This is a genomic window from Sphingobium sp. B1D7B (assembly GCF_025961965.1).
Classification (GTDB): domain Bacteria; phylum Pseudomonadota; class Alphaproteobacteria; order Sphingomonadales; family Sphingomonadaceae; genus Sphingobium.
In genome coordinates this window covers 907,306-930,862 of the sequence record NZ_JAOQOR010000001.1, presented here as the reverse complement: position 1 = coordinate 930,862, position 23,557 = coordinate 907,306, and the positions used below count along the sequence as shown (strand labels likewise).

Here is a 23,557-nt window from a genome sequence, read left to right as displayed (position 1 = left end):
CGCTCGGGGCGAGCACGGCCATGGACTTCAAACGCGTCGACAGCACGCGACTTTCAAGCTGCGACGGGCTCGCGATCCGCATAGATTTCCACCGCCACGTCCTCGCGCATGTCGCCTTCGCCGCCCTCTTCGTAGAATTGGCAGAGATCGGCGCGATTGCGGCCACGGCTGTGGCGCGGCTCGGGGCGGCCCGCCGGACGGAAGCCGAGCTTGCGCAACACCCGGCCGGACGCCGGATTGTCGGTGAAATGGCTGGCGCGAATGTTGCGCACGCCCGTCGCGCGGGCGATCTGCATCACGGCCGAAGCCGCTTCCGTCGCGAAACCCAGGCCCCAATAAGGGCGCGCGATCCAGTAGCCCAGCTCCAGCGCGCCATCGTCTTGCGTATGGATGCCGCAGGAGCCGATGAGACGCGGTACTCCCTGCGTGCGCTTCATCACCAGGAACTTGGGCTGCAGCGGATCGTGATCGCCGGCGAGGAAATCGACCGCATCGTCCAGCGTATAGGGCCAGGGTGCGCGGGCAAGATTCCGCACGATCGCTTCATCCGCGATGGCGGCATAGAGCGCCTGCGCATCTTCCGGCCAGCCGGGCCGCAGCAGCAAACGGGGGGTACGTGCAAACATGGTCTTGTCTCCGGTTCCGGGGCGCTCTGCCGCAGACAGATGACGCCTGTGAGACAGCCTTGCGAACGCTGCGAGCAACCGTGCTCCTGACGCGCCGAGGTCTATCGAGGGTCCAGGGAGAACAAGAAAAAAGGGAGGAGGGGCGATCCCTTCTCCCTTGGTTTCAGATGAACCGGCACCGGCTCACCAAGGGATCGTCCCGCTGGACGATCCCTGTCATGAATCGTCCGATTATTCCGCGGCTTCCGCCATCACGTCCACGGACACAAATTTGCGACCGAGCTTGCCGTCGTGGAACACCACGCGACCTTCGGTGAGCGCAAACAGGGTGTGGTCCTTGCCGATGCCGACATTGCGGCCCGGGTAGAACTTCGTGCCGCGCTGACGGACGAGAATATTGCCGCCGAGCACGCTCTGGCCGCCGAACTTCTTCACGCCAAGGCGCTTCGATTCTGAATCGCGACCGTTGCGCGATGAACCGCCAGCTTTTTTATGTGCCATGGTCTAAACTCCTCGAAACTTTCAGAGCATTTTCAGCAAAGGTCGAAACCGGTTTTGCGTCCGAAAATGCGCAATCAACCAAATTCAGGCTCAGGCTTCGGCGGCTGCCGGAGCGGCGTCGGCCTTCTTGGCGGCGGCCTTCTTCTTCGGCGCTTCGCCGCCGATCGCCACGATCTTGAGGATCGTGTGCTGCTGGCGATGGCCGTTGCGACGACGGTAATTGTGCCGACGACGCTTCTTGAAGACGATCACCTTCTCGCCCTTGGCTTGGGCAATGATCTCAGCCGAGACCGTGAGGCCCTTGCTGTCCTTGATTTCCAAGCCGTCACCCGCGAGCAGGACATCGTCCAGCGTGACGGTTTCGCCGGCTTCACCAGCGATCTTCTCGACGACGATCTTGTCTCCGGCGGCGACGCGATATTGCTTGCCGCCCGTACGCACGACAGCGAACATGGGCTTAACTTCCATCAATCAAATGCTTGGCGCGAACGGCATGGCACAGCCATTTGGAGCTGTCCGCGCGGGAATGTGGCCCCTTAGTGAGGGTCGCCGGACCTGTCAACGGAAAGACTCGGATTTTCGCCGCGCAACCTCACGCGCCGCGCCATCAAACCTGCAACGGGCACCGCCTGCGCGCCATGGTTGAAGCGCTTCTCCCGCCACCCTAAATGAAAGGCATCATGCTGCGCCGACTCACCGCCTTTTTCGCCCTGATGATTCTGGGCTCCGCCGTCAACGCGCAGGCCGACCCGCGCGCCTTCCCGTCGCTGGCCAAACGTCCGGTCGAAAGCCGCGACCGCACGGTGCCCCCGGCACCGGCGATCCAGCCTGCCGCCACGGACCCGGCGCTCGCCACGCAGGTGGATCGCTTCACCCGCGATGCGGGCAGTGCCGACACGGCCTTTCAGAGCCTGCTCGCCGGCAGTCGCGCCAGCGTGGCAGCAGGGGCAGGCGCAGCGCCCAACAGCGAATCCTGGGTGACCGCCCAGACGGCAATCAGTGCGCTCGACAGTGCCCGTTATGAAAGCGTCGCCGCGCTCGCCGCGCTCGATACGCTGTTTGTTGAGCGGCAGGACGCGGAGGATGCCGCCCGTGTTGCCGCAGACCTCGCCGTCATCGATCCGGCCCGCTTGCGCGTCCTGGCAATGGTCGACGCGCAGAATGATGCGCTCGACGCCCTCAGGCGCCAGCTTCCGCAGCCTTGAGCGCGGCGGTGTGCAGCGCCGCCTCCTCGACATAGGCCTCTACGCCGCGCCGCATTCCGTGCAGGTCGGCCTCGCCGAGATCGCGCATATATTTGGCCGGTCGCCCGCTCCACAGCTGGCCTGAGGGCATGCGCTTGCCGGGCGTGAGCATCGCGCCCGCCGCGAGCATCGCATCCCCCTCGATCACGCAGCCGTCCATCACGATGGCGCCCATGCCGACGAAGGCGCGATTCTCCAGCGTGCAGCCATGGATGATAGCCATATGCCCGATCAGCACATCGTCGCCGATGATCGCCGGATGGCCCCCATCGCCGAAATCGCTCTCGACATGGACGGTGCTGCCATCCTGAATGTTCGAGCGCGAGCCGACGCGAATGGCGTTGATGTCCGCCCGCAGCACGCAATTATACCAAACGCTGGCCTGCGGGCCGATCTCGACGTCGCCGATGATGACGCAGCCCGGCGCCACGAAGGCGGTCTCGTGAATCTTCGGCGTCTTGCCGTTGAAGGGAAGGATAAGAGGCCTGGTCATGACTTGTCCTCGCTCAGCGCCGTCCAGTCCGCGCGCCGCATCTCATAGATGATCGTGGGATTGTCGGCAGCGGGATAACGGCTGTCACCATAGTCCAGATCGGCACGGCGCCGCATCCCAAGCTTTTCCATCAGGCCCCAGGAGGGCGGATTGCTGAGCGAGGTCTGCGCGAAGACCGCCGGCAGATCCCACGACCCGAACGCCCGCGCCAACATCGCCCGCGCAGCCTCCTGCGCATAGCCCTTGCGCCAACAATCGTGCCGGATGATCCAGCCGATCTCCCACTGCCCGGCCAGCTCGTCGGGGGCGTCCGGCGAATCGATGACGCCAAGCCCGCAATCGCCCAGCAGCAGCCCGTCGGACTTGCGCTCGATCATCGCCAGCGAGATGCCCTTGGCTTCCCAATCGGCCGCGATCCGCGCGAAATTGTCTGCAATGGCCTCCGCCGGTCTGGGGCCGCCCAGATAGGCCCGCACTTCCGGCGTGTTCATATGGGCAAGCCAGACCGCCTGATCGCCCGGCCGCTCGGTCCGCAGGATCAGCCGCTCGGTTTCAGCGATCATTCTGGCCATGGCGTTCCCTCACTGGCCGGCTCAGCCGCCCAGCAGCCGGGCGGCATGCAGCGCATGATAAGTGAGCACGCCCGTGCAGCCCGCCCGCTTGAAGCTCATCAGCGTTTCCATCACCAGCGCGTCGCGCTCGCCCGCGCCGACGGTCACGGCAGCCTCGATCATCGCATATTCACCGCTCACCTGATAGGCGAACACCGGGATGTTGAAGGCATCCTTCACCCGCGCGACGATATCGAGATAGGGCAGGCCGGGCTTGACCATCACGCTGTCCGCGCCCTCGGCAATGTCCGTCGCCACTTCCCGCAGCGCCTCGGCGCCATTGGCCGGGTCCATCTGGTAGCTCTTCTTGTCGCCCTTGAGCAGCCCGCCCGAGCCGACCGCATCGCGGAACGGGCCGTAGAAGGCGCTCGCATATTTGGCGGCATAGGCCATGATCTGCACATTGGCGTGACCATCGGCCTCCAGCGCTTCGCGAATCGCGCCGATGCGCCCGTCCATCATGTCGCTCGGCGCGATGATGTCCGCCCCGGCGGCGGCCTGATTGAGCGCCTGGCCGATCAGCATCTCCACCGTGGCATCGTTCACGACATAACCGGCTTCATCGAGCAGGCCGTCCTGACCGTGCGCGGTATAGGGGTCGAGCGCCACGTCGGTCAGCAGGCCGATCTGTGGCACGGCATCCTTGATCGCGCGGATCGCCTCGCACATCAGATTGTCCGGGTTGAGCGCCTCCACGCCATCGTCGCTGCGCCGGTCATGCGGGGTATTGGGGAACAGGGCGAGGCACGGAATGCCAGCCGCTGCCGCCTCCCGCGCGCGCCCCACAGCCAGATCGACCGACCAGCGCGAGACGCCCGGCAGCGAGCCGACCGGCTCCTCGACCCCACGCCCCGCCGTGATGAACAGCGGCCAGATGAAATCGGCCGGCGTCAGGCGATGCTCGGCATGAAGGCGGCGGCTCCAGGCGGCAGCGCGGGTGCGGCGAAGGCGAAGCTCGGGATAGGCAGCGTGCGTCATGCCGGCGGGATAGGCCTCTCGCGCGCGCCGATCAATGGCTGCGGCGCCGCCCACCCCTGAGAGACGGTGGGGCGCGCCCATCCACGTTCATTCCTTCGACAAATGATATTCAATCCGTTACGCCGTCGCAAACGGCCGACATCCGGCCAACAACATATCCGAGGGAGAGGCAGGCATGGCATCCACCGCCGCCACCACATTCAGCGCCGCGCTGGCCAGCAGGCCCGTGCGCAGGTTCCAGTGGATCACGGTCGGCATCTGCCTGCTCATCCTTGTCAGCGATGGCATCGACATGCAGCTGCTCGGCATCGTCGCGCCCCTGGTGATCGCCGATTTCGGGGTGGATCGCGGCACATTCGGCATTGCGATGAGCGCGGCGCTGATCGGCTTCGGTCTCGGCGGCTGGCTGGGCGGGATGCTGGGCGACAGGATCGGCCGGCGCTACGCCCTCGCCTTCGCCGCCATCATCTTCGGCCTCGGCACCATCGCGGCAGGCCAGGCCGGCAGCGTGACCAGCATGGCTCTGTGGCGGCTGGTCAGCGGCATCGGCTTTGGCGCAGCCTATTCCAACGCATTGACCATGGCCAGCGAGTGGCTGCCGGACCGGCTGCGGCCGATCACGGTCAGCTCGCTCTCGGTCGGCACGCCGATTGGCGGCGCCGTCGTCGGCTGGGTCGCCCCCGCCCTGTCGGACCTTTATAGCTGGCGCTGGACCTTCATGGTCTTCGGCATCGCGACGCTTTTCCTCATCGTGCTGATTATCGCCGTGCTGCGCGACAGCCCCTCCTTCCTTATCGCGCGCGGTCGCAAGGCGGAGGCGCAGGCCGTTGCCCGCCGCGTGCTGGGTGAAGACATCGACCTCATGCCGGAGCGCCATCGCGCGGATGATGGCGCCGGCGTCGCCATCGGCGTGCTCCACCGCAGCAACCTGCGGATGAACATCGGCGTCTGCACCTCCTTCACCGCCTGCGCCCTCGTCGCCTATGGCATCCTCAACTGGTCCACCACATTCCTGACCGCCGCCGGCTTCACCCTGCCGCAGGCGGGCAATGCCGTCTCGGTGGCGGGCATCACCTCCATGGTCGCGGCGATTGCCGCTGGCTTCCTCAGCCGGCGGCTGGGCACCCGCACGGTGATGAGCGGCATCAGCATCGCGCTGTTCCTCTGCATCGTCACGCTCGGCTTTTTCGTCGAGACGCTCTCCCCGGCGCCGACCGAGACCGAGCGGCTGATCGTGGTCAGCCTGATCGGCGCCTCGGCGGCGGCCTTCAGCGGCGGCATCGCGACCATGTATGTCATCATGACCCATGGCTATCCGCCCTCCTGCCGCTCGTCGGGAATCGGCTTCGGTATCTTCATGAGCCGGGTCGGCGCGGTGTCGGCCAGTGCGTTCGGCGGCGCGCTGCTGGAACTGGGCAATGGCAGCGTCATCCCCTTCTTCGCGGTGCTGGCGGTCGGCGCCATTCTCGTCTCGGCAGCCTCCTTCATTGTCGACCAGCATATGCCGCCCGCCGGGCGCCCCGTCCCGCTGCCGGCCTGAGCGGATCAAGCCGCGGGAACCTAATCTGCGCAGGTCCGCTTAAGGCGCATGCTGGCGCGCGCACCATTTGAGGATGTTCTGGAGGAGATCGCCTCGGGCGACCTCTCGTCGGGCTCCGGCACGGCCGCAGCCTGCGCGCTGGCGATGGGCATTGCCTGCCTGCGCAAGGCGATCGCGGTGAGCCTCCATCATCCCCCCGTCGACCCCGCCCTGCACGATTCGGCGGCTCGGCTGTGCGCCCTGCAGGATCGCGCGCTGGCCGCTGCCAAGGCGGACGCCGTCGGTTTTCCGCGCCTCGTCCGCGCCCGCCCGGATGGCGAGAAAGCGCAGGCGGCGGACGATCTGGTGGCGCTGGCCGACCGCTTCACCTGGCTCTGCGCGCAACTCATGTCGGAAGCCGAGCGACTGGCGCCGCTGCTGCGCCCCAACATGGCCAATGACATCCTCGCCGCGCGCCGATTGGCCGACGCCGCCTCCGCGATCATGGAGGCCAATGGTTCGGAGAATGCAGGCGACGCAACCGAAGGCGCATAGCTCCCCTACCCAAGCGCCGCTGCGCTTGCTAATCGCGCGGCATGACAGATTTTCGCGATCCGCTGGACAGCATCAAGGACCACCCCTTCGATTCAGCCCTGTCCGAGCGATATCTGGTCTATGCGCTCTCCACGATCACCGCGCGCTCGCTGCCCGATCTGCGCGACGGCTTGAAGCCGGTCCACCGCCGCCTGCTGTGGGCAATGCGCCTCTTGCGGCTCGAACCGAGCGGGCCAGCGCCGGATATTCTGGTCGCCAATCCCGAGCGGAACACCACCAGCTACAAGAAATGCGCCCGCGTCGTGGGCGACGTCATCGGCAAATATCACCCGCATGGCGACGCCTCTGTCTATGACGCGATGGTCCGGCTGGCGCAGGACTTCTCCCTGCGCACCCCGCTGGTCGACGGGCAGGGCAATTTCGGCAATATCGATGGCGATAACGCCGCCGCCATGCGCTACACCGAGGCGCGGCTGACGCAGGCCGCTGCCGATCTGATGGCCGGCCTCGACCATGGCACCGTCGATTTCCGCCCGACCTATAATGGCGAGGAGGAAGAGCCCGAGGTCTTCCCCGGCCTGTTCCCCAATCTGCTCGCCAATGGCGCCAGCGGCATCGCGGTGGGCATGGCGACCAGCATTCCGCCGCACAATGTCGCCGAGGTGATCGATGCGGCCACGCTGCTGATCGACCAGCCGGAAGCCGATCACGCCCAGCTCATGCAGTATATGAGAGGGCCGGACTTCCCGACCGGCGGCGTGCTGGTCGATCCGCCCTCGGTGATCTCGGACGCCTATGCGACCGGCCGGGGCAGCATGCGCCTGCGCGCCCGCTGGCACCGCGAGGATGAAGGGCGCGGCACCTGGATCGCGGTGATCGACGAGATTCCCTATGGCGTCGCCAAGGGCAAGCTGATCGAGCAGATCGCCCAGCTCATCGCCGACAAGAAGCTGCCGATCCTCGCCGACGTGCGCGACGAGTCGGACGAGGTTCTGCGCATCGTGCTGGAGCCCCGCGCGCGCACGGTGGATCAGGACGTGCTGATGGACAGCCTGTTCCGTCTCACCGATCTGGAGAGCCGCTTCCCGCTCAACATGAACGTGCTGGATGCCAGCCACACGCCCCGCGTGATGGGCCTGCGCGATCTGCTGACCGAATGGCTCAAGCACCAGATCGAGGTGCTGGTCCGCCGCGCCCGGCACCGCATCGAGCAGATCGACAACCGGCTGGAGCTGCTCGACGGCTATATCATCGCCTATCTCAACCTCGACCGGGTGATCGAGATCATCCGTAGCGAGGATGAGCCCAAGCCGGTGATGATGGCGGAGTTCCAGCTGACCGACCGGCAGGCCGAGGCGATCCTCAACATGCGGTTGCGCTCCCTGCGCAAGCTGGAGGAAATGGAGCTGCGGCGCGAGCGCGACGACCTCGCCGCCGAACGCGAGGATCTGCAGAAGCTCGTCGAATCGCCCGCCCGCCAGCGCACCCGCCTCAAGCGCGACCTCGCCGATCTGCGCAAGCGCTACACGCCGGAAAAGGGCATCGGCGCACGGCGGACTGGACTGGAGCAGGCCGGGCCGGCGCGCGAGATTCCACTTGAGGCGATGATCGAGCGCGAGCCGATCACCGTCATCATGTCCCAGCGCGGGTGGATTCGCGCGATGAAGGGCCATGCCGATCTCACCGCCACCGATGCGCTCAAGTTCAAGGAAGGCGATGGCCCGGCCTATGCCTTCCACGCGCAGACCACCGACAAGCTGCTGCTCGCCGGATCGGATGGGCGCTTCTACACGCTGGGCGCGGACAAGCTGCCGGGCGGACGCGGGTTTGGCGAGCCGGTGCGGCTGATGATCGATCTGGCCAATGAGACCGACATCGTCGCGCTGTTGCCGGCCAGGGCGGACGGCAAACTGCTGCTCGCCGCCAGCGACGGGCGCGGCTTTATCGCGGCGATGAGCGAGATCATCGCTGAGACCCGCAAGGGCCGGCAGGTGGTGAACCTCAAGGCCGGCGCGCAGCTCAAGGTGGTGCGGCCGGTGGCACCGGGGGCCGATTCGGTCGCTGTCATCGGCGAGAATCGCAAGCTCGTCATCTTCTCGCTCGCCGAACTGCCGGAAATGGCGCGCGGACAGGGCGTGACCTTGCAGCGCTACAAGGATGGCGGCCTCTCCGACGCGATGACGCTCACGCTGGCGCAGGGCCTCTCCTGGACGATGGGCGGGGACAGCGGGCGGACCCGCACCGAAACCGACCTGCTCTCCTGGCGCGCGGCCCGCGGCGCTGCCGGGCGGATGCCGCCCAACGGCTTCCCCCGCGACAACCGCTTCGACTGATCCGTCAGCGCAGGCGAATCCTCCTTTTCCCGTCACGGGACGATGGGGACTGTTGCGGCATCAACAAAAATAGGGGCTTGGGCCAGACTTTCAGCCTTAATTTACCATGGGCCGTTAACCCGGCGATCCATGACGGCAAGCGCAAAACGCGAGACGGAGCATGTAGAGGCAGCGGCACGCCCGCGGCCTGCGCCCTTTGATGCCTCCATGACAGAGCCCTTGCCGGCGGTCGACGACCTGCGCGGCTATACCGCCTTCCTGAAGGCGCTCCCTTATCCCGCCGCGCTGTTGACCCAATCCCCATCAGGCCTGCACGTTCTGGTCGGCAATGCGGAGTTTTTCAGCTTTGTCGAGGATCAGGCCGCCAACGAATTGCTCGACAGTGAAGACAGCCAGCGCAGGCAGCGTAACTGGCGGCACCGCGCGCAGGCGATGTTCGATTCGCAGCGCCGCTCCGACCGCTTCGAACTGGAATTCCACGACCGGCTCGGGCTGCGGGCCTACAGCTGCTCGCTGACCTGGGTTGAGGAAGACGATGCGCAGCCCGCCCGGCTGGTGCTCTTCACCGCAACCGACCGCACCAGCGAGCGCAATGCGGAAAGCACATTGCGCAAGGAGCTGATGACGGACAGCCTGACCTCGCTGCCCAACCGCATTGGCTTTGTCGAGCAGATCGAGGGCCTCGCCGAAAATGGCCGCCCGGCCGCGAGCAAGGCGACCTATGCGATCATCGGCTTCGATCTCGTGCGATTCAGCCGCATCAACGAATCGCTGGGCGCGATGGCGGGCGACGAGCTGATCATCACCGTCGCGCGCCGCGTCAAATCCGTGCTGCGCGCGGGCGACGTGCTGGCCCGAATCGGCGGCAACGAGTTCGCCATCTTCGCCCATGTCGGCCATGGCCTGTCCGAAGTGCTGCAGATCGCCGAGCGCGTGCGCAAGGCATTCGAGGCACCGATCCGCCTCTCCACCTATCTCATCAACGTCGAGGTCGCGCTGGGCTGCGCGCTGGCGCAGGAAGACAGCGACGATATCGAGCGGCTGCTCAGGCAGGCGCAGGCGGCGGTGAAGCGCGCCAAGAAATCCGGCGCGCTGGAGGTCTACCGCGCCAATGTGCTCCGCGAGGCGCTCAAGCGCTTCACGCTGGAGAACCGCCTGCGCGAGGCGATCGACAATGGCGAGCTCACCATGGTGTTCCAGCCGCTGATCAACCTGCAGACCGGCGCGGTGAAGGGCTTCGAGGCGCTCACGCGCTGGGAGGATTCGGTGCTGGGGCAGGTCTCCCCCAATGAGTTCATTCCGGTCGCCGAGGAATCGGGGCTGATCGTGCCGCTCGGGCGCTGGGCAATGTGCGAGTGCGTGCAGACCCTTGCGGATTGGGACAGGCGGTTCGGCGAAACCCTGCCGATCACGATGAACGTCAACCTCTCACCGGTGCAGATGGTGCGCGACAATGTGCCCCGCGCGGTGGAGGAAGCGCTGCGCTATGCCGGCATTGCCGGCAACCGCCTGATCATCGAGCTGACCGAAAGCGCGCTCATCGCCGACCCGGACAAGACCCGGCAATTGCTCGGCGCGCTGCAGGCGATGGACGTGACGGTGGCGATGGACGATTTCGGCACCGGCTTCTCCAACCTCGCCAGCCTCCAGTCGCTCCCCATCGACGTGCTCAAGATCGACCGCAGCTTCGTGACGGACATGATCGGCGACGCCGACAAGATCGCCATCGTGCGCGCCATCGTCAGCCTCGCCGGCGCGCTCGGTATGGAAACCACCGCAGAGGGCATCGAGACGCCCGATATGGCCGATGCCCTGCGCAAGCTCGGCTGCCATTTCGGTCAGGGCTATCATTTCGCGCGCCCCCTGCCGCCGCAGGAAGCCTTCCACTACTGGCTGGAGCGCAGCGCCGCCCCGACCATCTGACGCGCCATCTCGCGCGTCTCGTCCGGCTCGGGAAAACCCCGGTCGATCCACGCTCTCTCCAGCGCCTGAAGCGTCCGCGCCACCAGCGGACCTGCCGTCAGCCCCATCGCAATCAGATCGCCTCCCGAAAGCGGCAGGCGCGGCGCCTGCCAGCCGATCAGCGTGGGCGCGCAGTCGGACGAAAAGGCCCGGCCCAGCAGCAGCTGATCGACCGCGCTGTCTTCGCCCAGCGCATAGGCCAGTGCCTGCGGAGTGGCCGCCGAGGTCGGGGTAGCGGCCGCGCGCAAACGCTGGCGCGCCTTGTTGGAGAGCCGCAGCCGTGCGCCGACCTGATCGGCCAGCGCGCCATCGGGCGGAAGCAACGCCGCCAGACGACGCAAGCCGGCCGGCGCGATGCCCGTCGCCTGCTCGGCGGCGATGAGCGCGCGCAAGGCGGCGACGCCCTCCACATCGATCTCCGGCAGCACGGACGCCAGCACCCCGTCGCCCACCATCGCCGCGATCACGTCGGCCGGGTCGGGCAGACCGAGCAGCTTGAGCATCTCGTCCGCGACGCGCTCCCGCGAAAGCGCCATGAGGCTGGTCGCGTGCGCCACGCAGGCGCGATAATCCGGCGTGTCGCGATCCAGCGTGCCGAACCGGGCCGTAAAGCGGAAATAGCGCAGGATGCGCAGATGATCCTCGGCGATGCGCTGATGGGGATCGCCGATGAAGCGCACGCGGCGAGCGAGCAGATCGGCGCGCCCGTCGAAATAATCGGACAAGACGCCACTGGCGGGATCGGCATAAAGCGCGTTCATCGTGAAGTCGCGGCGGGCCGCGTCATCCTGCCAGTCCGTGCCGAACGCGACCGTCGCCCGGCGTCCGTCGGTGGAAACATCCCGCCGCAATGTGGTGATCTCGATCGGGCGATGATCCAGAATGGCGGTGATCGTGCCATGCGCGATGCCGGTCGGCACGGCGCGCAGGCCAGCGGCCTTGACGCGCCGGACCACCTCCTCCGGCAGGTGGACGGTGGCGATGTCGATATCCTTAACCGCGATGCCCAGCAGGGCATCCCGCACCGCGCCGCCGACGAAACGCGCTTCGCCTTGGTCCGCGCCCAGCGCCTCGCAGAGTGCCAGTAGGCCCGGCCAAGCCCGCCACTCGGCATCGGGAAGCCGCTCGGGGAGGGGCGCGCTCATGCGGCCGCCTCGATGCGCCGGGCGAGGTTGACCAGCATCGCTGCCGTCACGCCCCAGATGCGGTGCTCCTGCCACAGAAACTCGTAATAGCTGCGCGTGCCGCCTTCCCAATCCACGGTGCGCAAGGCGCGGTTGGTGGGATCGAGCAGGAAATCGAGCGGCACCTCGAAGATGGCGTCAACCTCCGCCTCGGATGGCCGCAACGCCAGATCGGGCGGGACGATGCCGACAATCGGCTCGATCTCGAACCCCGTGCCGGTGCGGAAGCGATCCGATCGGCCCATCACCTCCACCGCTTCGGGCGGCAGCGCGATTTCCTCATGCGCCTCGCGCAGCGCCGCCTCCACCGCGTCGCGATCACCCGGGTCCAGCCGGCCACCGGGAAAGGCGACCTGCCCGGCATGGGCGCGCAGCCCTGCGTGGCGCAGGGTGAAGATCATGCCCGGATCGGGACGGTCCGTGACCGCGATCAGCACCGCTGCCGGCGTGAACGGCCCCTCCGGCTCAGGCCGGTTGCGATACAGGAAGAAATCATGGGTATGCGCCGAGTCGAATTCCGGCCGCAACGACGCGGTCAGCCGGTCCCGCCAGCTCATGCCGTCGTCTCCAGCGCGTGAAAAACGCCGCTGCTCCACAGGCCCAGGGGATCGTGCCCCTCCGCAATGGCAAGATCGGCCAGCGCATAATAGACCGGGCGGATCAGCCGCGCGCGCAGCCCGGCCTCCAGCCCGAGCGCGGGACGCGGCCCCGCCGCATTCTCTTCCATCCCGAGCGGATGGGCGCCGTCAGCTATGATCCACTGCCCGGTCGCTCCAATCCGAAACCGCAGCGTCCGCGCCTGCCCTTCCCCGTCGCTCGCCATTTCCACCGCGAACAAAGGCGCGTCCTCGACCTCGATGTCGAGCATCTCGACCGGCGTCACCAGCACATGCCGCCCGTCCGGCTCGCGCCGCAACAGGCGCGCGAACAGGCTCACCAGCTCGGGACGGCGGATCTCCCGCTCCTCATGAAACCAGCGGCCCTGCGCATCGATTCGCATGGCGCTGTGCCCGCAGCGCGTGGGCGCCCAATCCATGACCGGATAGGGCCGCGCCGGATCGGCATCCTGCGGGACACCGGCAATGGGCGGATCGGAACCGGGATCGAGAGGCGCAACCATGCGCTGCAGATAGGCAAGGCCAGCCGGCTTGGCAAAGGGCGTCTCGCACCGGGGCCACGCGGTGCTGACCGCGATCAGCGCGCTCAGACCGCCGGCGTGGCCGTCGCCCCCGCCACCAGGGCCGTGCCGCGCGGGCCAAGACTGCCGGCGGAGGGCAGCACCACGCCGGGCGCCGCGCGGGTCAGCAAGCGGTGCCGCTCGACCGGACCGGGCACGGCCCAATCCCCCGTTGCATCGGCCGTAAAGCCCCAGAAGCGGCCATAATATTCGGGATCGCCGATCATCACCAGCGGATCGCCCGGATGCAGATCGACGGTTTCGATCAGCCGGTCCATCAGCGCGCGGCCGGTGCCATGGCGCTGCATCGCTGGGACCACCGCGACCGGCCCGACCATGATCAGCGGTGTCTCGCGACCGTCCGGGCCGTGCAGGGCCACCGGCCAGCTCTGCAGCGTGCCGATCAATTGCCCGTCCGAATCGAAGGCGGCGAAGGAGAGGTCCGTGAACCAGGCCATGCCCAGGCGGATGCGATAGGCCGTGCGGCCGTGGCGCGCCGGGCCAAATGCCGCATCGAGCAGCGCGGTGATGGCCGCGTCTCCGGTTCCTGCCAGCTCGCCGATCCGTGTCACCGCTTGCCGTCCGCCTTCCAAGCGGGCAATAGCGCCCGAGGCGGCGGCCTTTAGCGCTTCACGCCCAAATGAAAAGGGTTATTCGAGGCTATGATGGCGGGACGCGAGGCGGGAATGCCAGGAACGGGAGGGCACAGCGCCAATCCGGCAAACGGCGTGAATCCCATGGATGACATGCTGCTGCTCGAGATTGAGGATCTTGAGGTGGATGTGCTGACCGGCATCTATTCCGAGGAAACCCATCTGCCGCAGCCGCTGCGAATCAGCATTCGCGCCCTGCTCGAGCATCGCAGCCATTACGAGCCGAATACGCCGCTCAGCACGTCCAAAAACTATATGGACCTCAAGCATGCGGCGACCACGGCGATCACGCGCGGCCAGCACTTCATGCTGGTCGAGGCCGTGGCCGATCACATCATCGACACCATCTTCCTGCAGGACCGCAAGGCGCGCCATGTGACGGTGAAGATCGTCAAGCTGGCCCTCTCCGAGCGGAACGAGAAGATCGGCATCACCCTCTCCCGCTGGCGGAAGTAAGCTGCGGGTCCGCAGACCCACATCCTTCCGCCCCCCGTTCGTGTCGAGCGAAGTCGAGACACGAACGAGATGTGTGGGGGCGCGAAAACCTAACCCTTCTTCAGCCCAATCTCGCGCAGCCGCTCGTGCAGATAGTCATGCGCGCTGATCGGCGGTTCACGCAGCGGATTTTCCGCGCTCACGCATTGCGGCAGCGCCTCGATCATCACGTCCGGCTCCAGATGCAGGAAGAAGGGCATGGAATAGCGCGGAATGTGGCGGCGCTCGGGCGGCGGATTGACGACGCGGTGGCTGGTCGAAGGCAGCACATGATTGGTCAGCCGCTGCAGCATATCGCCGACATTGATGACCAGCGCGCCAGCGGGCGGCGTGGCCGGAATCCACTCACCCTCGCGCGTCAGCAGCTGCAGCCCGCCTTCCTCGGCGCCGAGCAGCAGGGTGATGAGGTTGATGTCCTCATGCGCGCCCGCGCGAATGCCGGGCGCCTGCGCGGAGACGGGCGGATAATGCAGCAGCCGCAGGATGGAATTGCCCTCGTCGATCTTGGCGTCGAACCAGTCTGGCGCCAGGCCGAGATGGCGCGCGACGCCGGAGAGGATGCGCGTGCCCACGACATCGAACGCCGCGAACAGCGCCGTAAAAGTCTCCTCGAACCCCGCGATCTCGCCCGGCCAGATGTTAGGCGGCATATCGGCGGCGAGGGGATGACCGGCCGGCAGGGCGCGGCCGACATGCCAGAATTCCTTGAGGTCATTCTCGCTGGCACCCTTGGCGACCTCTGTCCCGAACGCCGTATAGCCCCGCTGTCCCGCGCCGCCGGGCACGAGATAGGCGCGCTTGACCGGATCGGGCAGCGCGAAGAACGCCTTTGCCAGCGCCCAGCCCCGCGCCACGAGGTCCGGGTCCATCCCATGATCGGTGACGATGGCGAAGCCATATTCGCGGAAGCTGCTGCCGATCGCATCGGCGAAATCCTGCGGCGAGAGGCGCGCGAGCGAGAGAGTGGGGACATGCCCCAGCGGATCGGATGACGTCATGACGGTCTCATTCGAACGTGAAATGATGATGCCTGACTAGGCGTTCGCGGCGCGGCTGTCACGCCGGGCCTGGCAGGCGGAAGGCCCTTGCACCCCGCGTACCGGCATGGAATGGCGCCCTGGCAGGCTGGCAAAGGAGGATCGATCGCCCATGCGCTACTGGCTGATGAAATCGGAGCCCGATGTGTTCTCCTGGGACGATCTGGTCGAGAAGGTTCGCGCCGAGTGGGACGGCGTGCGCAACCATGCCGCCAAGCTGAACATGAAGGCGATGGAGGTTGGTGACCAGGCGCTATTCTATCACAGCAACATCGGCGTCGAATGCGTCGGCATCATGGAGATCGTGCGCGGGGCCGAGCAGGACAGCACGGACGAGACCGGCAAGTGGTTCGCGGTGGAAGTCGCGCCGGTGCGCAAACTCGCCAAGCCGGTCACGCTCAAGCAGATCAAGGCCGATCCTGCATTTGCGAACATGGCTTTGGTGCGACAATCGCGCCTGTCCGTGTCGTCGGTGAGCGACGAGGAATTCCAGAGAATCGTTGATTTATCAGAGCAATAATCATTCCCGATTGAATGCGCAGGCCACAACGATTGCAGTTTTTGCATTCGTCGCCCGGCCTTTGCAATTGAACTTTGCTGCGTTGCAACACAAATGGCCTCCAGAGACACGGGCGCTGCGCCCGATCAATTCCGGGAGCCACGACATGACCATTCTCAAGAAGATTTTTGCTGCCTACATCTCTGCCGCTGCCATGAGCGTTCCGTTCGGCGGCCTGTAAGCAGATGAGGCACGGCGCGACCCACTGAGGTCGCTCTGCTGCAAATCAAAAAGGCGACGCTGCAAGGCGTCGCCTTTTTTGTGCGCCTTTTTGCTGGCGAATCTGCGGCCGCTTCCCTACAGCGCGGACCAATGATCGGCCCGGCGCAAATTATCCCCGGACTTATCCACACTCATCCACAGTTTTGATCTCGCTCCCCGCATTGCAGCGGCGGATAATGCTTTGCACGACTCGATTCTCGTGAGACCATCAAGCCATAGAGAGACAGAAATGTTCTGTTAAATCAGGATGTTGAGTCGATCTTACGGACCAAGACCTGCGCGCGGCAACGTGCTCGGCGGATTGGTTCGGCCCGCCGCCAACCGCAGGATCACGCTTCCCCCGGGAACAGGATCGCGAGGCAGCGGGGATGGATGCAGGCTCTGCCGTCTAGGCATGATCCCGCATCCGCAAAGGCCGCCACGGCTTGCCCTTCGGGCGAGCCTCGCGCGGCCGATCCGAAGGCGGCCTGCCGCAGCCGGATCAGCACGTCGGACTTCCGCAAGGAACAGGACGTGAGGCGCACGATCTGACGATCGAGAGCGTCGTGCCAGACGCTGGATGTCCCGGAGACGGGCTGGAAGGCGATGGCATCGGGGGGGCCGGTAGCGATGCCGGCCCCCATTTTCATGCGTCGCGCGCGGTGAAAACCCCCGCACGCCCGGCCTTCGATCAGACCATCAGCGCCTCGGCCTCATCCAGCGTATCCGACAGAAGCTGGACGACGGCACGATAGGGCTCCGGCCCCGCCATGTTCAGCCCCGCGCGCTTGAGGATCTCGACCGGATAATCCGAGCCGCCGGCCTTGAGCACGGCCAGATAATTGTCCCGCGCCTTCGCCCCGCCGCGCTTGATCTCCCCGGCGAAATAGACGGCGGCGGAGAAGCAGGTGGCATATTGGTAGACATAGAAGCTGTTGTAGAAGTGCGGAATATAGGCCCACTCATTGCCATAGGCCGGCTCCATGCCGACCTTCGGCCCATGGTAGCGCGCCAGCAGATCGGTGTAGAGCGTGGTGAAGGCGCCACCCGACAGACCGTCGCCCGCCTCGGCCCGGTCATGCGCCACCAGTTCGAACTCGGCGAACATCGTCTGGCGGAAGAAGGTGCCGCGAATATTCTCCATCCGCTGGCCGAGATAGAAGAGCTTCTCCTCGCGCGTCTTGGCCTGCGACTCCATATAATCGAGCAGCAGCAGCTCGTTCAGCGTCGAGGCGATTTCGGCGGTGAAGATCGGATAATCCGCTTTCTCGAAAGGTTGCGCGGTATTGGCGAGCAGGCTGTGCATGGCATGGCCCCACTCATGCGCGTAGGTGCTCAGGCTCTCATATTCGTCGCTCAGGTTGAGCAGCAGATAGGGATGCACATCATAGGCGCTGGACTGCATATAGGCGCCCGGCCGCTTGCCGGTCCGCGGCCACGGGTCCATCCACCGCGCGGCCGTCGCGCGTGAGAGAGAGGCGGCATAATCGGGGCCCAGCGGCTGCACCGCAGCAAGCGTCAGTCGACGCATCTCGTCGAGCGAGAAGCGGCGCCCCGTTTCGACCAGCGGCGGGTAGATATCGTAATAATAGAGGTCCGGCAGCTTGAGCATCCGGCGGCGCAGCTCGAAATAGCGGTGAAGCTGGGGCAGGCCCTTGTTGGTCTCCGCCACCAGGGTGCGATAGACGCCCTCCGGCACATTCGATCCGGCGAGGGCCGACGCCAGCGCGGTGGGATATTTGCGCGCCTTCGCATCGAAGATATTGCCGCGGACCTGCGCCAGATAGGTCGCACCGAAGCTGTTGCGGAACTCCCCATAGGTCTTCCAGAAGGCATCGAACACCGCCTTGCGATCCGCCCGCTCGGGCGCCGCGCGGTGGACGGTATAGCCCTGATTGTCGAGCTTCACTTTCTCGCCGGTGGACAGGGTGATGCTGGGCCAGGGAATGTCCGAGCTACGCAGCTGGTCCGAAATGTCTCCCGGCGCCGAGAGCACGGATGTTGCGCTCGCCAGCAGGCCTTCCCCTTCTGGCGAGAGCGTATGCGGCGCGCGACGCAGCATGTCGGCCAGCGCATGATCGAACCGATCGCGCAACACGGCATTCCCCGCGATGAACTGCTTGATCTTCGCCTCGCCGATGCTGAGCACTTCCGGCGCGATCCAGGCGCTGGCCTCGCTGAACGCGGTGAACAGGTCAACCGCCTGCCCCTGCTTCTCCTGGTTCGCAGAGACGCGCACATCCTCGTCGGCACGCAGGCTGGCATAGACATAGACGCGCAGGATCTGCCGGTAGAGGTCGGACTGCATGGTGAAGGCCGCCGCGAGCGTCTCGGCACTTTCGCCAAGCCGCCCCTTATAGGCCGCCATGCCCTTGACCGCCTCGAGCGCGGAACGGCGGGCGCTGTCCCACGCGGCATCGTCGGCATAAAGCGCACTGAGATCCCAGGTGAGATCCCGGTTGGAGGCGGTTTGCGCGGCAAGCGACGCGGGCGCCAGCGCGGCGAGGCCGGCAATGGCGGCGGCGGCCACGGCTTCGCGGCGGGAAAGGTCGGTCATGCGGTCATCCTGATCGGGCGCCGCGGAACAGGCAGCGCCAGGTTGCGATGCCCTACTGTGTCGGCATTGCGCGCCGATGGGAAGATGCTTGTGTGAAACCGGCGGCGCCCGCACGGCCCGCCGTTGCCCAAAGGAAAAGGCCGCCGGTTTCCCGACGGCCTTCCCTGATACCAAAGCGGTGAACTTCTTAGAAGTCCATGCCGCCCATGCCACCCATGCCGCCGGGCATGCCAGCCGGAGCCGAGGACTTGTCCTCGGGCAGCTCGGCAATGGTCGCCTCGGTGGTGATGAGCAGACCGGCAACCGAAGCCGCGTCCTGCAGAGCTGCGCGCACAACCTTGGTCGGGTCGATCACGCCGGCTTCCACCAGGTTCTCATAGACGTCGGTCGAAGCGTTGAAGCCCCGGGTCTCGTCATTTTCGCGCAGCAGGTTGCCAGCGACGACGGCACCGTCGAAGCCCGCATTCTGAGCGATCTGACGCAGCGGCGCTTCGATGGCCTTGCGGATGATGTCGATGCCGCGGGTCTGGTCGTCATTGACGCCCTTGAGGCCGGCCAGCGCCTTGGTGGCGTACAGCAGAGCCGTACCACCGCCGGGGACAATGCCTTCTTCGACAGCTGCGCGGGTGGCGTGCAGCGCATCGTCAACGCGATCCTTGCGCTCCTTCACCTCGACCTCGGACGCACCGCCAACCTTGATGACGGCCACGCCGCCAGCCAGCTTGGCCAGACGCTCCTGCAGCTTCTCGCGGTCGTAGTCGGACGTGGTCGTCTCGATCTGCGCGCGGATCTGCTCGGTGCGGCCCTTGATGGCATCCGCATCGCCAGCGCCATCGACGATAGTGGTGTTGTCCTTGTCGATGGTGACGCGCTTGGCGGTGCCGAGCATGCCGACCGTGACGTTCTCGAGCTTGATGCCGAGATCCTCGGAGATCACCTCGCCCTTGGTGAGGACGGCGATGTCTTCCAGCATGGCCTTGCGACGGTCACCGAAGCCCGGCGCCTTCACGGCGGCGACCTTCAGGCCACCACGCAGCTTGTTGACGACGAGCGTGGCCAGAGCCTCACCCTCGATGTCCTCGGCGATGATGAGCAGCGGACGGCCCGACTGCACCACGGCCTCCAGGATGGGAAGCAGCGCCTGCAGCGAGGAGAGCTTCTTCTCGTGGATGAGGATGTAGGGGTCAGCCAGCTCGACCTGCATCTTCTCGGGGTTGGTGATGAAGTAGGGCGAGAGGTAGCCGCGGTCGAACTGCATGCCTTCCACGACGTCCAGCTCGAAATCGAGGCCCTTGGCTTCCTCGACCGTGATCACGCCTTCCTTGCCGACCTTTTCCATGGCCTCGGCGATCTTCTCGCCGACTTCGGTGTCGCCATTGGCCGAGATAATACCGACCTGGGCGATTTCCTTGTTGCCGGAAACGGCCTTGGAGCGGGCCTTGAGGTCCTCGACCACCTTGGTCACCGCGAGGTCGATGCCGCGCTTGAGGTCCATCGGGTTCATGCCGGCCGCAACCGACTTCATGCCCTCGCGCACGATCGCCTGGGCGAGAACGGTCGCGGTGGTGGTGCCGTCGCCGGCAATGTCGTTGGTCTTCGAGGCCACTTCGCGCACCATCTGGGCGCCCATGTTCTCGAACTTGTCCTTGAGCTCGATTTCCTTTGCGACCGACACACCGTCCTTGGTGATGCGGGGGGCGCCGAAACTCTTGTCGATCACGACGTTACGGCCCTTGGGACCGAGGGTGACCTTCACTGCATCGGCGAGAATGTCCACGCCGCGCAGGATGCGCTCACGGGCATCGCGGGAAAATTTGACGTCCTTGGCTGCCATGTTGCTAGTCCTTCCTTGAATTCAACGGAGTGCGAAAATCAGGCGATGACGCCTAGAATGTCGCTTTCCTTCATGATGAGCAGGTCTTCACCGTCGACCTTGACCTCGGTGCCGGACCACTTGCCGAACAGCACGCGGTCACCGGCCTTGACGTCGAGCGGCGTCACCTTGCCGTCTTCCGCCTTGGCGCCCGTGCCCACGGAGACGATCTCGCCTTCCTGCGGCTTTTCCTTGGCGCTGTCGGGAATGATGATGCCACCGGCAGTCTTCTCATCGGCTTCGATGCGGCGAACGAGCACGCGATCGTGCAGCGGACGAAATCCCATTATCCAAGTCCTTTCCATAGCGGCGGGCGCTGTCGCTCTCCGATGGATCGCCCGGCCGGCCCTTGCCGAAGCCTGCGCGCCCCCCGGATACCGACTCCGGCACCCCGCCTGTGAAACACTGTGTTAGCACTGTCAGCGAGTGAGTGCTAACGGCCGCCATATGGGTCGGTCGAACCCCACGTCAAGGCGCGGTGCAGCAAAAAACTATTCGTTCTTTTCCCCGCGCGGTGGACCGTTCGGCGTTCTCGGCCGTTGGACGGTATCGCGTCGAAGGCGTCGCGATCCATCAATGACGGTCACTCATCCGCCCTAAGGACCGGCTGAACGCCCTTAAATGATATTGCGAACTAATCGCAAAGAAAAGCCGAAATCTGGCCCGATCGTCATTGAACGGTAAGGAAATTGGGCCTATGGGCGCCTCATCGACCACCGCGCAAAGAAGGAGACGCGCATGGCCCGGAAGAAGATCGCGCTTATTGGTGCCGGCAATATCGGCGGCACGCTTGCTCACCTCGCGGCTCTCAAAGGGCTTGGCGATATCGTCCTGTTCGACGTGGTCGAAGGGATTCCCCAGGGCAAGGCGCTCGATCTCTCGCAGTGCGGTCCGGTCGAAGGCTTCGACGCCAAGATCACCGGCTCCAACGACTATGCGGACATTGCCGGGGCCGACGTCATCATCGTCACCGCCGGCGTCGCCCGCAAGCCGGGCATGAGCCGTGACGATCTGCTCGGCATCAACCTCAAGGTCATGAAGGCCGTCGGCGAGGGCATTCGCGACAATGCGCCCGACGCGTTCGTGATCTGCATCACCAACCCGCTCGACGCGATGGTCTGGGCGCTGCGCGAATTCTCCGGCCTGCCCCACAACAAGGTCGTCGGCATGGCCGGCGTGCTTGATTCGGCCCGGTTCAGCCACTTCATCGCCGAAGAGTTCGAAGTGTCCGCCAAGGACGTCACGACCTTCGTGCTCGGCGGCCATGGCGATACCATGGTGCCGGTCGTGCAATATTCCACCGTCGCCGGCATTCCCGTGCCTGACCTCATCAAGCAGGGCCGCTCCACCAAGGAGCGTATCGATGCCATCGTGCAGCGCACCCGTTCGGGCGGCGGCGAGATCGTCGGCCTGCTCAAGACCGGCTCGGCTTATTATGCGCCCGCGACCAGCGGCATCGCCATGGCGGAAGCTTATCTGGGCGACCAGAAGCGCCTGCTGCCCTGCGCCGCCTATGTCGAGGGCAAGTACGGCGTCGACGGCCTGTATGTCGGCGTGCCGGTGATCATCGGCAAGGACGGCGTCGAGCAGATCGTCGAAATCGAGCTGGATGACGAAGCCAAGGGCAATCTCCAGGTCAGCGTCGATGCGGTCAAGGAACTGCTGGTGGCGTGCAAGGGCATCGATCCGAGCCTGGCCTAAGCGATGAAGCGCATCGCTTGCTCTTCCTGTTCCCCGGCGAAGGCCGGGGCCCAGCAGCGGCCGTGATGCAATGACCTGCGCCGACTATGTCTACATCATGGCAAGTCGGCGGAACGGGACGATTTATACCGGTGTGACGAGTGATCTGGTGAGACGCGTCACTCAGCATCGGACAGGAGAGATCAAGGGCTTCACCACCAAATATGGCTGCAGGCTGCTGCTTTGGTACGAAGCTCATGACGATCTTCAGAACGCGACCGTGCGAGCTGCGGATCATTGAAGAGATAAACCCGGACTGGAACGATCTGTTCGAGTCCATCTGTCAGAACTGGACCCCGGCCTTCGCCGGGGAACAAGGAAGCGAAGCGAGCCCATGAGCATCCTCGTCGACAAGAACACCAAGGTCATCACGCAGGGCATGACCGGCGCGACCGGCACGTTCCACACCGAACAGGCGCTGGCCTATGGCACGCAGATGGTCGGTGGCGTGACGCCGGGCAAGGGCGGCACCAGCCACATCGGCCTGCCGGTGTTCGACACGGTGGAAGAAGCCGTGGCCAAGACCGGCGCCACCGCGAGCGTCATCTACGTGCCGCCGCCATTCGCAGCCGATTCGATCCTGGAAGCGATCGACGCGGAAGTCCCGCTGATCGTCACGATCACGGAAGGCATTCCGGTGCTCGACATGGTGCGCGTGAAGCGTGCGCTCTCGGGCAGCAAGTCGCGCCTCATCGGCCCGAACTGCCCCGGCGTGCTGACGCCCGACGAGTGCAAGATCGGCATCATGCCCGGCTCCATCTTCCGCAAGGGCAGCGTGGGCGTGGTCTCGCGCTCGGGCACGCTCACTTATGAGGCGGTGTTCCAGACCTCCAATGCCGGCCTTGGCCAGACGACTGCCGTCGGCATCGGCGGCGATCCGGTCAACGGCACCAACTTCATCGACGTGCTGGAGCTGTTCCTCGCCGACGAGGCGACGCAGAGCATCATCATGATCGGCGAGATCGGCGGCGATGCCGAGGAGCAGGCCGCGCAGTTCCTGATCGACGAGGCCAAGAAGGGCCGCAAGAAGCCGATGGCCGGCTTCATCGCGGGCCGCACGGCGCCTCCGGGCCGTCGCATGGGCCATGCCGGTGCGATCGTCTCGGGCGGCAAGGGCGATGCGGAAAGCAAGATCGCGGCGATGGAAGCAGCGGGCATCAAGGTTGCGGCCAGCCCTTCGGAGCTGGGCACGACGCTGCTTGAGGTGCTCAAGGCGTAGGTGGTTAACAGCCGCTTCACCCGGGACGGCTTAACAGGCC

25 protein-coding genes and 1 pseudogene are annotated in these 23,557 nt (G+C 65.6%); 11 read left to right on the top strand and 15 right to left on the bottom strand.

The features are described 5' to 3' along the window. Nucleotides 1–53 precede the first annotated feature (53 nt). The 3 genes from M2336_RS04375 to rplU form a co-directional block, all read right to left on the bottom strand. Nucleotides 54–626 carry a GNAT family N-acetyltransferase gene (locus M2336_RS04375; protein WP_181560912.1) on the bottom strand — a complete coding sequence of 191 codons (573 nt, stop codon included), beginning with the start codon at nucleotides 624–626 and terminating at the stop codon, nucleotides 54–56. 231 nt (nucleotides 627–857) lie between these two features. Then, nucleotides 858–1,127, bottom strand: a complete 270-nt coding sequence (gene rpmA / locus M2336_RS04370) for a 50S ribosomal protein L27 (RefSeq protein ID WP_181560913.1) — start codon at nucleotides 1,125–1,127, stop codon at nucleotides 858–860. A gap of 90 nt (nucleotides 1,128–1,217) precedes the next feature. Further along, nucleotides 1,218–1,580 (bottom strand): 50S ribosomal protein L21, encoded by a 363-nt coding sequence (gene rplU, locus M2336_RS04365; RefSeq protein WP_264593247.1) that lies wholly within the window; start codon nucleotides 1,578–1,580, stop codon nucleotides 1,218–1,220. A 227-nt stretch (nucleotides 1,581–1,807) separates the two neighbouring features. Between rplU and M2336_RS04360 the strand changes: the two genes are divergently transcribed. Next, nucleotides 1,808–2,332, top strand: a complete 525-nt coding sequence (locus M2336_RS04360) for a hypothetical protein (protein ID WP_264592578.1) — start codon at nucleotides 1,808–1,810, stop codon at nucleotides 2,330–2,332. Here the strand turns inward: M2336_RS04360 and M2336_RS04355 are convergent. The 3 genes from M2336_RS04355 to hemB are packed head-to-tail and all read right to left on the bottom strand — an operon-like array spanning nucleotide 2,307 to nucleotide 4,453. After that, nucleotides 2,307–2,864, bottom strand: a complete 558-nt coding sequence (locus M2336_RS04355; protein WP_264592577.1) for a gamma carbonic anhydrase family protein — start codon at nucleotides 2,862–2,864, stop codon at nucleotides 2,307–2,309. The two genes, M2336_RS04360 and M2336_RS04355, sit on opposite strands and share 26 nt — an antisense overlap. Then, the gene (locus M2336_RS04350; protein WP_264592576.1) at nucleotides 2,861–3,436 is read right to left on the bottom strand and encodes a GNAT family N-acetyltransferase; all 576 of its coding nucleotides are present in this window, start codon (nucleotides 3,434–3,436) and stop codon (nucleotides 2,861–2,863) included. The genes M2336_RS04355 and M2336_RS04350 overlap by 4 nt, the downstream gene beginning before the upstream one ends. Before the next feature lie 21 nt (nucleotides 3,437–3,457). After that, entirely contained in the window at nucleotides 3,458–4,453 is a 996-nt protein-coding gene (gene hemB / locus M2336_RS04345; protein WP_264593246.1) for a porphobilinogen synthase, read from the bottom strand. Nucleotides 4,454–4,628: 175 nt separating this feature from the next. On the opposite strand from hemB, the gene M2336_RS04340 reads away from it, so the two are divergent. From M2336_RS04340 to M2336_RS04325, 4 genes are all read left to right on the top strand, one after another. Next, nucleotides 4,629–5,993, top strand: coding sequence for an MFS transporter (locus M2336_RS04340; protein WP_264574115.1), 1,365 nt, complete (start codon nucleotides 4,629–4,631; stop codon nucleotides 5,991–5,993). Nucleotides 5,994–6,041: 48 nt separating this feature from the next. Further along, entirely contained in the window at nucleotides 6,042–6,527 is a 486-nt protein-coding gene (locus tag M2336_RS04335) for a cyclodeaminase/cyclohydrolase family protein (RefSeq protein WP_264574114.1), read from the top strand. Between the two features lie 41 nt (nucleotides 6,528–6,568). After that, a complete protein-coding gene (gene parC, locus M2336_RS04330; protein ID WP_264574113.1) occupies nucleotides 6,569–8,860 on the top strand; it encodes a DNA topoisomerase IV subunit A in 2,292 nt (763 codons plus the stop codon). Nucleotides 8,861–9,067: 207 nt separating this feature from the next. Next, complete coding sequence (locus M2336_RS04325; RefSeq protein WP_264574112.1) at nucleotides 9,068–10,783, top strand: putative bifunctional diguanylate cyclase/phosphodiesterase; 1,716 nt, start codon at nucleotides 9,068–9,070, stop codon at nucleotides 10,781–10,783. Here the strand turns inward: M2336_RS04325 and M2336_RS04320 are convergent. The 4 genes from M2336_RS04320 to M2336_RS04305 all read right to left on the bottom strand — a co-directional run bounded on the left by M2336_RS04320 (nucleotide 10,747) and on the right by M2336_RS04305 (nucleotide 13,755). Continuing rightward, complete coding sequence (locus M2336_RS04320; RefSeq protein WP_264574111.1) at nucleotides 10,747–11,967, bottom strand: CCA tRNA nucleotidyltransferase; 1,221 nt, start codon at nucleotides 11,965–11,967, stop codon at nucleotides 10,747–10,749. The two genes, M2336_RS04325 and M2336_RS04320, sit on opposite strands and share 37 nt — an antisense overlap. After that, nucleotides 11,964–12,563 (bottom strand): CoA pyrophosphatase, encoded by a 600-nt coding sequence (locus tag M2336_RS04315; RefSeq protein ID WP_264574110.1) that lies wholly within the window; start codon nucleotides 12,561–12,563, stop codon nucleotides 11,964–11,966. The genes M2336_RS04320 and M2336_RS04315 overlap by 4 nt, the downstream gene beginning before the upstream one ends. Continuing rightward, a complete protein-coding gene (locus M2336_RS04310) occupies nucleotides 12,560–13,126 on the bottom strand; it encodes a DUF1285 domain-containing protein (RefSeq protein ID WP_264574109.1) in 567 nt (188 codons plus the stop codon). The genes M2336_RS04315 and M2336_RS04310 overlap by 4 nt, the downstream gene beginning before the upstream one ends. Before the next feature lie 83 nt (nucleotides 13,127–13,209). Next, on the bottom strand, nucleotides 13,210–13,755 hold the full coding sequence (locus M2336_RS04305) for a GNAT family N-acetyltransferase (protein ID WP_264574108.1): 546 nt from the start codon (nucleotides 13,753–13,755) through the stop codon (nucleotides 13,210–13,212). A 165-nt stretch (nucleotides 13,756–13,920) separates the two neighbouring features. On the opposite strand from M2336_RS04305, the gene M2336_RS04300 reads away from it, so the two are divergent. Continuing rightward, nucleotides 13,921–14,292: a dihydroneopterin aldolase gene (locus tag M2336_RS04300; RefSeq protein ID WP_181560925.1), complete on the top strand. Its 372-nt coding sequence runs from the start codon at nucleotides 13,921–13,923 to the stop codon at nucleotides 14,290–14,292. Nucleotides 14,293–14,381: 89 nt separating this feature from the next. On the opposite strand, the gene M2336_RS04295 is transcribed toward M2336_RS04300, so the two are convergent. Beyond that, nucleotides 14,382–15,329 (bottom strand): isopenicillin N synthase family dioxygenase, encoded by a 948-nt coding sequence (locus tag M2336_RS04295; RefSeq protein WP_264574107.1) that lies wholly within the window; start codon nucleotides 15,327–15,329, stop codon nucleotides 14,382–14,384. Between the two features lie 151 nt (nucleotides 15,330–15,480). On the opposite strand from M2336_RS04295, the gene M2336_RS04290 reads away from it, so the two are divergent. Beyond that, on the top strand, nucleotides 15,481–15,888 hold the full coding sequence (locus M2336_RS04290; protein WP_264574106.1) for an EVE domain-containing protein: 408 nt from the start codon (nucleotides 15,481–15,483) through the stop codon (nucleotides 15,886–15,888). Continuing rightward, the gene (locus M2336_RS04285; protein WP_264574105.1) at nucleotides 15,869–16,108 is read left to right on the top strand and encodes a hypothetical protein; all 240 of its coding nucleotides are present in this window, start codon (nucleotides 15,869–15,871) and stop codon (nucleotides 16,106–16,108) included. Before M2336_RS04290 ends, M2336_RS04285 begins: the two co-directional genes overlap by 20 nt. A 370-nt stretch (nucleotides 16,109–16,478) precedes the next feature. Here M2336_RS04285 and M2336_RS04280 read toward each other — a convergent pair whose 3' ends face one another. From M2336_RS04280 to groES, 4 genes are all read right to left on the bottom strand, one after another. After that, a complete protein-coding gene (locus M2336_RS04280; protein WP_264574104.1) occupies nucleotides 16,479–16,778 on the bottom strand; it encodes a hypothetical protein in 300 nt (99 codons plus the stop codon). Between the two features lie 41 nt (nucleotides 16,779–16,819). Beyond that, on the bottom strand, nucleotides 16,820–18,685 hold the full coding sequence (gene pepF, locus M2336_RS04275; protein ID WP_264574103.1) for an oligoendopeptidase F: 1,866 nt from the start codon (nucleotides 18,683–18,685) through the stop codon (nucleotides 16,820–16,822). A 187-nt stretch (nucleotides 18,686–18,872) separates the two neighbouring features. Continuing rightward, nucleotides 18,873–20,519 (bottom strand): chaperonin GroEL, encoded by a 1,647-nt coding sequence (groL, locus tag M2336_RS04270; protein ID WP_181560931.1) that lies wholly within the window; start codon nucleotides 20,517–20,519, stop codon nucleotides 18,873–18,875. A gap of 38 nt (nucleotides 20,520–20,557) precedes the next feature. Further along, nucleotides 20,558–20,845, bottom strand: a complete 288-nt coding sequence (gene groES, locus M2336_RS04265) for a co-chaperone GroES (protein WP_181560932.1) — start codon at nucleotides 20,843–20,845, stop codon at nucleotides 20,558–20,560. 451 nt (nucleotides 20,846–21,296) lie between these two features. On the opposite strand from groES, the gene mdh reads away from it, so the two are divergent. From mdh to sucD, 3 genes and pseudogenes are all read left to right on the top strand, one after another. Beyond that, nucleotides 21,297–22,259: a malate dehydrogenase gene (gene mdh / locus M2336_RS04260; protein WP_181560933.1), complete on the top strand. Its 963-nt coding sequence runs from the start codon at nucleotides 21,297–21,299 to the stop codon at nucleotides 22,257–22,259. Nucleotides 22,260–22,329: 70 nt separating this feature from the next. Continuing rightward, a pseudogene (locus M2336_RS04255) lies at nucleotides 22,330–22,636 on the top strand (GIY-YIG nuclease family protein). Further along, nucleotides 22,633–23,517, top strand: a complete 885-nt coding sequence (gene sucD, locus M2336_RS04250) for a succinate--CoA ligase subunit alpha (protein WP_181560935.1) — start codon at nucleotides 22,633–22,635, stop codon at nucleotides 23,515–23,517. Before M2336_RS04255 ends, sucD begins: the two are co-directional and overlap by 4 nt. Nucleotides 23,518–23,557: the final 40 nt, after the last annotated feature.